We start from the raw sequence: 12,451 nt of genomic DNA on the forward strand, positions 1-12,451 counted from the left end.
CGCCGGATCGACGTGACCACGCCTTCCATTTGCGCGGACGCGGTGCCGCGCGCCGTCCGGCTCGCCTGGGCGCTTGCAGCCGGCACCGCGTTGCTTTGCGCCTGCGCGGCGCCGATGCTCGCGCCTTCGCCTGAGCCGGTGTCTCCGGCTCCCGCCGCCGCACAGGCCGCCCCGGCACGCCCCGAAGCGGCGGCGGGAGCCGGCGACTTCTCGTCGCTGGTCGCCAGCCGCAGCAGGTCGGTGGTCGACATCAGCACCCTGCGCATCGGGCGCGACCTGAACCCGGAAGGCATCGAACTCGAAATCGCTCCCGAGCATGATTTCGCCGACCGCCTGGCCTGGCCCTTGCCCGCGAGCGCGCGCATCAGCCAGATCCGCGACCTCGCTTCGGGCCTGATCATCCGCAGCGACGGCCTGATCCTCACCAGCGCGCATGTCGTTACCAACATCGACGAAGTCCAGGTCCAGCTGGACGACGGCCGCCGCTTCACGGCGCGCGTGGCCGGCGTGGACCGGCGCACCGATGTCGCGCTGCTGAAGATCGATGCCACCGGCCTGCCCGTGGCCGTCATCGGCGATTCCTCGGCGCTTGCGCCCGGCGACTGGGTGGCCGCGATCAGTTCGCCCTTCGGCTTCCACGGCAGCGTGACGGCCGGCGTGGTGAGCGCGGTCGGGCGCGTCATGGCGGGCGCGGGCGAGATCCCGTTCATTCAGACCGACGTTGCGATCAACCCGGGCAGCTCGGGCAGTCCCCTGTTCAACAGCCGTGCGGAGGTAGTGGGCATCAACTCGATGATCTACAGCGGCAGCGGCGGGTACATGGGCCTGTCCTTCGCCGTGCCGATCAACCTGTCGATGCGCATTGCCGGCGAACTGCAGGAGCATGGCAGCGTGCGCCGCGCCTACCTGGGCGCCGAGTTCCAGGAAATGACACCCGCGCTGGCCCAGTCCTTCGGGCTTGCGGCCACGACCGGCGCCCTGGTGGTCCGCGTCGAGCCCGGCAGCCCGGCGCAAGCCGCCGGCCTCGCGCAGGGCGACGCCCTGCTCGCGCTCGACGGAAAGCCTGTCGAGCGCTTCGCGGACCTTCCGCAGCGGATCACGCAGCGCCCGCCCGGCAGCCGGGTCCAGCTGGAGGTGTGGCGGCACGGCGCGCCGCAGGTGCTGCGGGCGACCCTGGCCGTACAGCCGGCCACCGCCGGCACATCCTTCACGGCCGCGCCCCTCGAATGGAACGACGGCCTGGGGCTGAGCCTGGGAGAGATCTCTTCCGCCCAGCGGCTGCAGCTGAACATCGATAGCGGCCTGATGGTGCGCGAGGCCGGCGGCCTCGCCCGCAGCGAAGGCATACGCGCGGGCGACGTGGTCGTGGCGGTGAACACGACGAAGCTCTATAGCGTCGAGGACCTCGGGCAGGCCCTCGCCCGGATTCCGGCCGGGAACACGGTCGCGCTGCTGGTCATGCGCGACCGCCGGCTCGCCTACGTGGCGGTGCGCCTTCCAGCCTCGCGCCGAGGCCGCTCATGACCACCCGCGACCGCCGCGCCGGCGTCGCAGAAAGCCCATCCGCAGTTCATTCATCGCAAGGACAAACGACCATGAAACACCTCGATGCCACCGATCACCGCACTCTCCATCGGCAACTGGAGATGATGAAGCGGCAGGTTCTGGACGAACTCCGCGCCTCGTCGCCCACGGCCGAACTCCTGTCCGCCGGGGACGCGCGCGAAGTGACGACCCATGCCGACGAAGCCGAAGCGGAGCGCGCGGCCGACGTTCACCTGGCCGAGATCGAGATCGACCGCACCAGGCTAGAGGAGATCGAACAGGCGCTCGCGCGGGTGTCCGACGGCCGCTATGGCGTCTGCGAAGACTGCCGCGCCGAGATTCCGCGCGCCCGCCTGTTCGCGCAGCCCACCGCCATCCGGTGCGCAGCGTGCCAGTCGGCGGTCGAAGCGCACCAGCGCCGCTGAGGCGACGCAGGGGGCGGTCGCTTCACTGCTCGCCGCCTTGTCGCGCGCGTAGCTCACGACCCGATAAACCGGGCGATCGGCTGCGCCGCTGCCCATGCTGCAGATCACGGTGTCGTTGCCGCCCTCTCGATGGTCGTTTCGATCCGGCATTCGTGGCGTGGTCGGACTGGGCCTTTCATTTCGCGAGCCAGCCCGGCCGCGGCGCCGGACTGGCGCTGCACCAGGCCCTGCCCTGCGCCGATCCGCGGGCGCACGACCCGCGGCTGACAGCGGACGACTGGGCGGCCTGGCCCTTCTGCGTGTACCGCGACGCCTTCGAGGCCGGCGGGCGGCGGCTGCTCGAACGGGTCCGCGACGTTCCCGGCGTCGACCGGCACCACGAGCAGCTTGTCGCCTTCACCATGCGGCAATGGCTCGAGATGGTTTCGCCCGCCAACTTCCCAGCGACCAATCCGCAGGTTCTGAAGAAGACCGCCGCCACTGGCGGCATGAACCTGCTCACCGGTGCCCTCCAGGGGGCGGAAGACATCTTCCGTGCCGCCCTCGGCGCGCCTCCGTTCGGCGCCGAGGCTTTCAGGCCGGGGCACGAGGTGGCGCTCACGCCGGGCAAGGTCATCATGCGCAACGAACTCGTCGAGCTCATCCAGTACGCGCCTTCGACGCCGACGGTGCATGCCGAGCCGGTGCTGATCATCAGCGCCTGGATCATGAAGTACTACGTGCTGGATCTCTGCCCGCACAACTCGCTGATCCGCTACCTGGTCGGCCAGGGCCACACGGTGTTCGCCGTTTCCTGGAAGAACCCCGGCACCTGCGACGCCGGCTTCGGCATGGACGACTACCTGCGGCTGGGCATCCGCGCCAGCCTCGACGCCGTCGAGGCCGTGCTGCCCGGGCGCCGCGTGCATGCGGTCGGCTACTGCCTCGGCGGCACGCTGATGGCCATCGCGGCGGCGGCGATGGCGCGCGAGCGTGACGACCGCCTCGCCTCGCTCTCGCTGCTGGCCGCGCAGACCGATTTCACCGAGCCCGGAGAGATCGGCCTGTTCATCGACGAAAGCCAGCTCGCCTTCCTCGAGGACATCATGGCGTACCAGGGATTCCTCGGCGCGGCGCAGATGGCGGCCGCCTTCCAGTCCTTGCGGCCCGGCGAGCTGATCTGGGCACCGCTGGTGCGCACCTGGCTGCTCGGCGAACGCCCCGCGCTGAACGACCTGATGGCGTGGAACGCGGACGGCACGCGCATGCCCTACCGCATGCACGCCGACTACCTGCGCAGCCTCTTCCTCGACAACGCACTGGCCGAAGGCCACTACCTCGTCGACGGGCGGCCGGTTTCGCTGGGCGACATCGACGTACCGGTGTTCCTGCTCGGCACGCGGACGGATCACGTGGCGCCCTGGCGCTCCGTCTACAAGTTCAGCCTGCTGTGCGATGCCGACGTGAGCTTCGTGCTCACCGAAGGCGGCCACAACGCGGGCATCGTGAGCGAGCCCGGGCATGCGCACCGCGGCTACCGCATGTTGCGCCGGCGCAGGCATGGCGCGTACGTCGCGCCCGAAGAGTTCCTCGACGCGTCGAGCGAAGTCGAGGGGTCGTGGTGGCCCGCGTTCCAGCAATGGCTCGCGGCGCATTCGGGGCCCAGGCGCCGCCCGCCCGCCATGGGCGCGCCGCGGCGCGGGCTGCCTCCGCTTTGCGAAGCACCAGGCACCTACGTGCTGATGCGCTGAGCGGGAAGCGGGAGAGGCAGCAAGGAAGAGCCGGCCCTACAGCGCCGGCCCCAGCCCGATGGGCGCGGGAACGATGTTGACGATGCGCGTGAAGAGCGCGTTGTATTCGAGATCGGGCACGTGCCCTGTCATCGGGTCGCGGTTCTGCGAGAAGGCGTCGTCCAGGTCGCGCCAGTCGTCCTCGGTCAGCACCCGCTCGGCCAGCGGCAGGATCTCGCGCTCCTCCAGCGCCATGTGGTCGAGATAGAAATCGACGTACTCGCCGACGGTTTTCTCGAATTCCTCGCGCCGCAGCTCGCCCAGCATCTCGAAGGCCAGCAGCGCGTGCTCCACGTTGCGGATCCGGCGTTCGCCCTTGGCATGGTCGCCGTCGAGCCTGTCGAGCAGCTCGCGCGAGATCGGCGTGCGGGCGCGCAGCTTGGGAAACAGCAGCTCGGTCTCCTTGCGGTGGTGGCGCTTCTCGGGGAATTCGTCCACGTAGAAGAGCATGGCCCTGAGCGTTGCGAAGTCGGGCAGCGTGCCCTTCCTGCGGTGCTGTTCGAGCAGCATGACGATGGACCGGAGCATGGCGGCGAGCGCGGCGTGCTCCTGGCGGATGATGCGGACGGTGGCGTGGGGCATGAGAGTCTTGTGCATGCCTCGAGGGTCGCGCTTTCGCCGCGCGCGGGCTTGTTCCAGATCAAATCCCGCCCGAGGCGGGCCTCGCCCTTGATCGATGTCAAGCCGCGCCGCGCGCGCATCCGGATACTGGAGCGATCCCAATCACCAAGCCCGGAGTCGTGCCATGTACCAACGAATTCTTGTTCCCATCGACGGCAGTTCCACTTCCAGCCTCGGGCTGGACGAAGCCATCCAGCTGGCCAGGCTCTCGGGTGGACGCCTGCGCCTGGCGCATGTGATCGACGAACTCTCGTTCTCGCTGGCCATGGATGCCTACGCTGGCTATGCCGGCAACTGGCTGGAGGAGCTGCGCGCCAACGCGCAGAAGCTGCTCGCGGACGGGTGCGCCAGGGCCGCCAAGGACGGCGTCGAGGCCGACAGCGTGCTGCTCGACAGCTTCAAGGGCAGCGTCCACGACCAGGTCATCGCCGCCGCGCAGGCGTGGAAAGCCGAGCTGATCGTCATCGGCACCCACGGCCGCCGTGGGCTAGGCCGCTGGGTCATGGGCAGCAGCGCGGAGCACATCCTGCGCATGGCGCCCGTTCCGGTGCTGCTGGTCCGCGCGCCCGAGAGCGCGAAGACCGAGCACGAACGCTTCACGCTGCCCAGCGGAGAGCTCGCCAGCCAGTGAGGGTTCAGCGCTCGAAGCGCGCCGAGCACCATCGCGCCCGCAGCTGCGCGATGTCGACGGCGCCTTCGGTGGACACCTCGATGGCAGCCCTGCGCTCTTCCGCATCCAGCGGTTCGTGCGTGGCCAGTTGGCGCTCCAGCACGGCCAGCCCGGCTTCCGATGCATCGGTACCCGCCGCGTCGCGCTCGGCCACGCGGCGGCGCAGCGTGGCCGGCGCGGCGCTGCAGTCCAGTATCGAGAAAGGCACGCGCAGCTCCGTGGCCAGCGCCTCGAAGCCGTGCCGCTCGGCGCGCCGCAGGAAGGCCGCATCCACGATCACCGGGTGGCCCGCCAGCAGGGCATCGCGGGCGCAGGCGCGCAGCCTCTCGAAGGTCCGGCGGGTCGCCTCCGCGCCGTAGATGTCCAGGCCGGCGGCGGCGGAGCGCTCCAGCGGAGCGAGACCGAACAGGCGCTTGCGCTCCACATCGGAGCGCACGCGCACGGCGCCGGCGGCACACAGCAGCTGCAGGGCGATGCTGGACTTTCCGGAGCCCGAGAGGCCGTGCGCGATCATCAGCCGCGCTCCCTGCGCCCCCTGTGCCCCCTCTTCCGGCTGCGCCACCAGCCGCCGCGCGCATGCCAGGTAGTCCGGCCCCTGCTGCTTCTTCCCGCCCGGCTCGCCCGGCGCCATGCCCGAAGCCATGGCCCGCACCAGAGCCCTGTAGACCTCGTAGAAGCGCAGTACCTGCAGCCCCGTGTAGTCGCCGCTGTGCTGCAGCCAGCCATCGAGGAAGCGGAACGCGAGCTCCCCATGGCCGTGCGCCTTCAGGTCCATGGTGAGGAAGGCGACGTCGCTCATGACGTCGATCCAGCGCAGGGCCGGATCGAACTCGATGCAGTCGAAGGGCGTGAGCGCGCCGTCGACCAGCACCACGTTGGCCAGGTGCAGGTCGCCATGGCATTCGCGCACGGCACCGGCCTGCTGGCGGGCGATCCAGGCCATGCGCAGTGCCTGCCCCTGCTCCTCGATCCACGCGCCGATCCCGGCAAGCGAAGCGGCACGGCCGCCTTCACCCTCGCCCTCTTGCAGCTGGCCACGCAGGGAGGCCAGCACGTCGTTCGCCGCGCGGACGACCGCGTCGGGCGCTCCGAAGCCGGAAACCGGCGCCGCGCGCGGCGCCTCTCCATGCAGTCCGGCCAGCCGCTGCGCGAAGCCATCGAGCAGCCGGGGCTCCAGCGCATTCGCCGCCACCAGGTTGCGCAGCAGCGTGGATTCGTCGAAGCGCCGCATGCGCACCACGTGGTCGACCGGCGTGCCGCCACCGCCGATGCGGGGCGACTCGCGCGTGCCGCAGACGGGCGCCACGTCGATGTAGAGCGATGGTGCGAAGCGCCGGTTCAGGCGCAGTTCTTCCTCGCAGAAGTGCCTGCGCGACTCGACGGTGCCGAAGTCGAGGAACGGCAGCCGCACCGGCTTCTTGAGCTTCAAGGCCTGCGTCGGAGTCAGCAGCACCCAGGAGATGTGCGTCTCGACCAGCGCCACAGGGTGCCCGGTCTCGTGCTGGAGCTGCGCGCGCAAGGCGTCGATCAGTGTGGTGTCCATGGTGCGGGTTCGGATCGAGGTCCGAGATGGATGACGGGAATGCAGGCGCCGCAAGCGGCGCAGGCACCCGCGGCGCTCAGTGCGCCATCAGCACGGGCACGGTCATCTGCGCCAGTATCTGCCGCGTCACGCCGCCCAGTATCCGCTCGCGCAAGCGCGAATGGCTGTAGGCGCCCATCACGAGAAGGTCGGCGCCGAGGTCGGACACCCGCGAAAGCAGCGCGTCCGCAATGCCGATCTCGGTCACCTCGGACTCGGCGCGCGCCTGCACGCCGTGGCGCAGCAGGAACTGGATCATGTCGTGCATCAGCAGGCGCTGCGCGTCGTCCCCGTCGCGCGGGTGGCGCAGCGACAGCAGCGTGACGCGCGCGCCGCGCAGGGCGGGCAGCGACGCGTGGAGGGCCACGGCCGCCTCGCGTGAGCCGTCCCAGGCCACCACGATGTTCTTCGGCACGCCCGAGAACTCGCCGGCCGAAGGAACCACGAGCACTGGCCGGCCGACTTCCATCAGCACATGCCCGGCAAGGCCGTGCACCGTGGTGTCCCGCCCGGCCGATTCGTCGCTCTGCCCCACCACGACGAGATCGCTCGCATGCCCGTACCGCACCACGGCGTCCTCCGTGACGCCGTCGACCAGCTGCACCTCGTACGACAGCGGCCCCGAGGCGGCGATGTCCTGCCTGAACTCGCGCGCGATGGCCTCGGCGCGGCGCCGCAGGTAGTCGGCCGATTCGGCGATGTAGTCGGTCATGCCGGTGGCGATGGCGTCGGCGGGAATCACGCCGTCGTACAGGCCGGTGGGAATCAGCGCCGTCAGATGGCTCTCGTGCGAATGCGCCCACCGGGCTGCCAAAGCTGCGCGCACCGGGCTGCGGCCGGATCGGTCCAGGTGGACGAGGATGGTTCTGAAATTCATGTCTGCCCCGCAAGGTGGTGCGCCGGCTCGCGACGCGGAAATAGGAAGAAATGCCGGAAGAGACTGCAGGCATCTCATGCGCATGTTCGCGCCCGCTGCGGGCATGGAGGTTGACGGCGATCAAGCCGGCGCCGGTTCGGCGCTCCAGCACGCACTTTCTCTTGCAGGCGCCGCGCGTCCGCGGAGCGCCTCCCGATCAACCCGCCTCCATGGGCTCGGCCATGCCCTCGTGCACCGAGAAATAAGCGGGAAAGGAATGGCGAAGCCGGCGTCAAGGCCCGACGCGCTACGTCTCGATGAGCACCTTCAGCGCATGCGTCTCGGCCGCGCGCGCGAAGGTGTCGTAGGCATCGATGACCTGGTCCAGCCTGAACCGGTGCGTGATCAGCCGGGCCGGGTCCACCTTGCGGGCCTGCACCGTCTTCAGCAGCATGGGCGTCGAGACCGTGTCGACCAGCCGCGTGGTGATCGCGATGTTCTGCGACCACAGGCGCTCCAGGTGAAGGTCGGCCGCATGCCCGTGCACGCCGATGTTCGCGATGGTGCCGCCGGGCGCCACGATGTCCTGGCACAGCACGAAGGTGGCCGGTATGCCCACGGCCTCGATGGATACGTCCACACCGCGTCCGCCGGTGAGCGCGAGGACCGCCTCGGCCGCGTTGCCGCCGGTGCTGTTGATCGTGTGCGTGGCGCCGAAGCGGCGCGCGACCTCCAGCCTGCCCTCGTCCAGGTCGATGAGGATGATCTGCGAGGGCGAGTAGAACTGGGCCGTGAGCAGCGTGGCCAGCCCGATCGGGCCCGCGCCGACGATGGCCACCGTGCTGCCGGGCGCCACCTTGCCGTTGAGCACGCCGCATTCGAAGCCGGTGGGCAGGATGTCGCTGAGCATCACCAGCGCTTCCTCGTCCACGCCGGGCGGCACGGGGTAGAGGCTGGTGTCGGCGTGCGGAATGCGCACGTACTCGGCCTGCGTGCCGTCGATGGTGTTGCCCAGGATCCAGCCGCCGGTGGCGCAGTGCGAATACATGCCGCGGCGGCAGTTCTCGCACTTGCCGCACGACGAGATGCACGAGATCAGCACGTGGTCGCCGGGGTGGAACGCGGTCACGCCGGCGCCCACGGTCTCGACCACGCCCACGCCCTCGTGCCCGAGGATGCGCCCCGGCGTGCAGCTGGGCACGTCGCCCTTGAGGATGTGCAGGTCGGTGCCGCAGATGGTGGTCTTGAGGATCCGGACGATGGCGTCGCCCGGCGCCTGGATCTCCGGCTTCGGACGGTCTTCGAGCGACTTCAGGCCGGGGCCCTGGTATACGAGTGCTTTCATGCCCCGCACGTTATGCCCCCGGTGGCGCAGCCGGCTTGATCCAGCGCAAGGAACTCCGGCGCGCACGCCTTGACGCGGCCCGGCGGCCGGAGAGACTGCGTGCATGAACCTCCCCAGTCCTTCGGCCGCGATCGTCGGACTCGCCGTGGCCCTGGGCATCGGCCTCGTGATCGGCATCGAGCGCGAGCGCCGCAAGGGCGACGGCGAGCGCCGCGCGGCTGCGGGACTGCGCACCTTCGCCATCGTGGCGCTGGCGGGTGCCATCGCGCAGATCCTGCCCGTCGCGGCGCTGGTGCCCATCGGTGGCGCGCTCGTCGCCGCGCTGGCTGCGATGTCGCACTGGAAGAGCCGTTCGCCGGACCCCGGCATGACCACCGAGATCGCCCTCTTCGCGACCTACCTGATCGGCGTGCTGTGCGTTCTCCAGCCGGGGCTGGGCGCAGCCTGCGGGATGGGCCTGGCGCTGCTGCTCGCGGCACGCCGGAGGCTGCACCTGTTCGCCACGCAGCTGCTGAGCGAGCAGGAGCTGCACGATGGCGTCCTGCTGGCGGCGCTCGCCCTGATCGCACTGCCGCTCATACCCTCGCGGCCCATCGAGATGCTCGGCGGCATCAACCCCCGGCCGCTGGCCTCGATGGTGCTGCTGATCATGGCGATGCAGGCCGCCGGACAGGCGGCGGTGCGATGGCTCGGCGTGCGCGGCGGCCTGCTGGGTGCCGGCTTCGCGTCGGGCTTCGTCTCCAGCACCGCCACGGTGGCCTCGTTCGGCCATCGCGCGCGGGAGCAGCCGCTGCACACGGGTCTTCTGGCGGGCGCCGCGGCACTGTCGGCCGTGGCCACCTGGGTGCTGGCGCTCGCGATGGCCGGCGCACTCTCTCCGCAGGCGGGCGCCGCCCTGCTGCCCGTGGCGCTCGCCGGTGCGGCGGGTGCCGTGGCCGTCGGCCTGCTGCCGCTGCTGACTTCACGCGACGCGGTGGCGGTCGAGCCGCCCGCCACGCAGCGCAGCGCCTTGCGTCCGCGCGAAGCGCTCGCCGTCGCGCTCGCCCTGGCGCTCGTCGCGCTGATGGTGGGCTCGGCGCAGCGGCACTTCGGCGAGGCCGGCCTGCAGGTCGGCATCGCGCTCGCGGCGCTGGTCGATGCGCATGCCCCCGTGGCCTCGCTCGCATCGCTGCACGCGGCCGGCACATTGCAGACCGACCATTTCATCCGGGGCGTGCTGGTGGCCGTCGGAACCAACACGCTCACGCGCTGCGCGGTGGCCCTGGGCGCCGGCGGCAAGGCCTATGCGCTGCGCGTGGGTGCCGCGCTCATGGCCAGCCTGGGCTGCGCCTGCATCGCGGCCATCTGGCTGCGGAGCTGATCTCCATCGGGCGTGGATCAGGCCGGGCTCAGCCCGAGGCCACCGGGGCCGCGCACCCGCTGCACGCCGGCCGCACGCTGGCTTCCAGCACCGAGCCTCGCAGCGGATTGGGCCTGTACGTGGCCAGGCCCTTGAGCCCCAGCCGCCAGGCCTGCATGTAGAGATCCTTGAAGTCCTCGTACGGGCAGTCCTCGGGCACATTGACCGTCTTGGAGATGGCCGCGTCGACGTAGGGCGCCACCGCCGCCACCATCTCCACGTGCGCCGCGGGGCTCATCTCCAGCGCCGTGACGAAGGCAGGCCCGAGCGCTGCCCGCGGGCCCCTGTACAGCCGGTACAGCCTCAGCGCGTGGTCCTCGACCTCGTACTCACGCGTTCCGCCGTCCGGCAGCCGCTTGCGCCGCGCGAAGGTCCAGGCGAAGGCCGGCTCGATGCCGTTGCTCGCGTTGTCCGAGAAGGCCAGGCTGATGGTGCCCGTGGGCGCGATCGACAGCAGGTGCGAGTTGCGCATGCCCCAGGTGGAGATGCGCGTCTTCATCGGCTCGGGCAGCCGTGACGCGAAGCTGCCCCGCCCGAGGTAGTGGGCGGCATGGAACAGAGGGAATGCTCCGCGCTCGCGGGCCAGCGCGCACGAAGCGGCATAGGCCGCGTCGCGCAGCAGCCGCGCGATGCGCCGGGCGGCGGCGCGGCCCGGTGGCGCGTCGTAGCGCAGGTTGAGCATGACCAGCGCGTCCCCCAGGCCGGTGAAGCCCAGGCCGATGCGCCGCTTCAGCATCGCCTCGCGGCCCTGGCGTTCGAGCGGCCAGGCGGTGATGTCCAGCACGTTGTCGAGCATGCGCACCGCCAGTCCGGCGAGGCGGGAGAAGGCTTCCTCGTCGAAGCGCGCGGCGGGCTCGAAGGGGTCCTTCACGAAACGCGTCAGGTCGATCGATCCCAGGCAGCAGCTGCCGTAGGGCGGCAGGGGCTGCTCGCCGCACGGGTTCGTGGCGTCGAGCGTCTCGCAGTTGGAGAGGTTGTTGTCGGCGTTGATGCGGTCCAGGAAGAGCGCGCCGGGTTCGCCGTGCGCATAGGCCGATCGCATGATGCGGTCCCACAGCACCCGCGCCGGCCGGCGGGCATATACCCACAGTCCGTCGTCGCGCCGGTGCTGTTGTTCGCTGCGGATGCGGGGGCCGGGTTCGGCCCGATGCACCAGATCGACCTCCCTGTCGTCGAGCACGGCCAGCATGAAGGCATCGGTCAGCCCCACCGACAGGTTGAAGTTGCTCAGCTCGCCGTCGTCCTTCGCGCCCACGAAGGCCTCGATGTCGGGATGGTCGCAGAGCAGCACGCCCATCTGCGCGCCCCGCCGCGCCCCGGCCGACTCCAACGTGCGGCAGGAGCAGTCGAAGACGCGCATGAACGGCACCGGCCCCGAAGCGCTGGAACGGGTGCCTGCCACCCAGGCCCCATGCGGGCGGATGCGCGAGAAGTCGTAGCCGACGCCGCCGCCCATGCGCATGGTCTCGGCGGCCTCCGCCAGCGCGGCATAGATGCCCGGATAGCCCTCATCGTCGCCGGTGATCGAGTCGCCCACGGGCTGAACGAAGCAGTTGATCAGGGTGGCCGTCAGCGCCGTGCCCGCCGCCGACTGGATGCGCCCCGCGGGCACGAAGCCGTCGCGCAATCCCTGCAGGAAGCGCGCCTCCCAGGCTTCGCGCTCACCGGCTTTCTCGGCCTGTGCCAGGGCCCGCGCCACCCGGCGGTGGATGTCGTCGATGCCGTGCTCGCCGTCCTGCGCGTACTTCTCCATCAGCACGTCGCGGCAGATCGGCTGGACGGGCAGTTCGGGAAGTCTCGGGCTGTCGACGGTGAAGCTTGTCATGGCCATCGGCGGAAGGTCGGGCACCCATGATGGGTGCGCGCCCCGCCGCGGCCTTGATCCATCGCAAGGCCGTGGCCGCTTCGAACTCCTAGAGTGAATCGGACCCCGCACACACGGACACATCCACTCAGAGGAGAAGCAAACCCATGCCACGTCACTACCGGCTTGCCGACATCACGGTCCGGATTCCCTTCGGGACCAGGGAGCAGGGGCGCATCGCCTTGCTCGAGGCCGCGGGCGTTCCCGTGGATGCGGGCGGCGAGCTCGCAAGGGGCTTCCTGCACGAGCGGGCGCCCTTGAGGTTCGGCGCCGATTCGATCTGCCGCTGGTTCGACACCGACGGCACCGACCTCATGCCGGTCATGCCGTCCATGGCGGCCGCCGACCACTCATCCGCCGCGCGCGCAGCCTGAC

The 12,451-nt window shown here is 70.6% G+C and carries 10 protein-coding genes and 1 pseudogene; 6 read left to right on the top strand and 5 right to left on the bottom strand.

Annotated elements, in window-relative coordinates; genetic code table 11:
- Positions 1-12 precede the first annotated feature (12 nt).
- From AC1VNX_RS19445 to AC1VNX_RS19455, 3 genes are all read left to right on the top strand, one after another.
- Positions 13-1,524, top strand: a complete 1,512-nt coding sequence (locus AC1VNX_RS19445) for a trypsin-like peptidase domain-containing protein (protein ID WP_483158509.1) — start codon at positions 13-15, stop codon at positions 1,522-1,524.
- 71 nt (positions 1,525-1,595) lie between these two features.
- The gene (locus tag AC1VNX_RS19450) at positions 1,596-1,970 is read left to right on the top strand and encodes a TraR/DksA family transcriptional regulator (protein ID WP_483158511.1); all 375 of its coding nucleotides are present in this window, start codon (positions 1,596-1,598) and stop codon (positions 1,968-1,970) included.
- A 152-nt stretch (positions 1,971-2,122) separates the two neighbouring features.
- Entirely contained in the window at positions 2,123-3,700 is a 1,578-nt protein-coding gene (locus tag AC1VNX_RS19455; protein WP_483158513.1) for a PHA/PHB synthase family protein, read from the top strand.
- Between the two features lie 36 nt (positions 3,701-3,736).
- On the opposite strand, the gene AC1VNX_RS19460 is transcribed toward AC1VNX_RS19455, so the two are convergent.
- Positions 3,737-4,321 (bottom strand): hemerythrin domain-containing protein, encoded by a 585-nt coding sequence (locus AC1VNX_RS19460; RefSeq protein ID WP_483161986.1) that lies wholly within the window; start codon positions 4,319-4,321, stop codon positions 3,737-3,739.
- A 163-nt stretch (positions 4,322-4,484) separates the two neighbouring features.
- On the opposite strand from AC1VNX_RS19460, the gene AC1VNX_RS19465 reads away from it, so the two are divergent.
- Positions 4,485-4,991, top strand: coding sequence for a universal stress protein (locus tag AC1VNX_RS19465; RefSeq protein ID WP_483158515.1), 507 nt, complete (start codon positions 4,485-4,487; stop codon positions 4,989-4,991).
- Positions 4,992-4,995: 4 nt separating this feature from the next.
- Here AC1VNX_RS19465 and AC1VNX_RS19470 read toward each other — a convergent pair whose 3' ends face one another.
- The 3 genes from AC1VNX_RS19470 to AC1VNX_RS19480 all read right to left on the bottom strand — a co-directional run bounded on the left by AC1VNX_RS19470 (position 4,996) and on the right by AC1VNX_RS19480 (position 8,813).
- Entirely contained in the window at positions 4,996-6,573 is a 1,578-nt protein-coding gene (locus AC1VNX_RS19470) for a bifunctional aminoglycoside phosphotransferase/ATP-binding protein (protein ID WP_483158517.1), read from the bottom strand.
- Positions 6,574-6,649: 76 nt separating this feature from the next.
- Positions 6,650-7,489, bottom strand: coding sequence for a universal stress protein (locus AC1VNX_RS19475; RefSeq protein ID WP_483158519.1), 840 nt, complete (start codon positions 7,487-7,489; stop codon positions 6,650-6,652).
- Between the two features lie 286 nt (positions 7,490-7,775).
- Positions 7,776-8,813 (bottom strand): zinc-dependent alcohol dehydrogenase family protein, encoded by a 1,038-nt coding sequence (locus tag AC1VNX_RS19480; RefSeq protein WP_483158521.1) that lies wholly within the window; start codon positions 8,811-8,813, stop codon positions 7,776-7,778.
- A 103-nt stretch (positions 8,814-8,916) separates the two neighbouring features.
- Here AC1VNX_RS19480 and AC1VNX_RS19485 point away from each other — a divergent pair, with 103 nt between their 5' ends.
- Entirely contained in the window at positions 8,917-10,173 is a 1,257-nt protein-coding gene (locus AC1VNX_RS19485) for an MgtC/SapB family protein (RefSeq protein WP_483158522.1), read from the top strand.
- 46 nt (positions 10,174-10,219) lie between these two features.
- Here the strand turns inward: AC1VNX_RS19485 and AC1VNX_RS19490 are convergent.
- Positions 10,220-12,037, bottom strand: a pseudogene (locus tag AC1VNX_RS19490) (adenosylcobalamin-dependent ribonucleoside-diphosphate reductase); the annotation flags it as partial.
- 146 nt (positions 12,038-12,183) lie between these two features.
- On the opposite strand from AC1VNX_RS19490, the gene AC1VNX_RS19495 reads away from it, so the two are divergent.
- A complete protein-coding gene (locus tag AC1VNX_RS19495; protein WP_483158524.1) occupies positions 12,184-12,450 on the top strand; it encodes a hypothetical protein in 267 nt (88 codons plus the stop codon).
- Position 12,451 lies beyond the last annotated feature (1 nt).

It is taken from the genome of Variovorax sp. TLI9-5A (assembly GCF_056867935.1).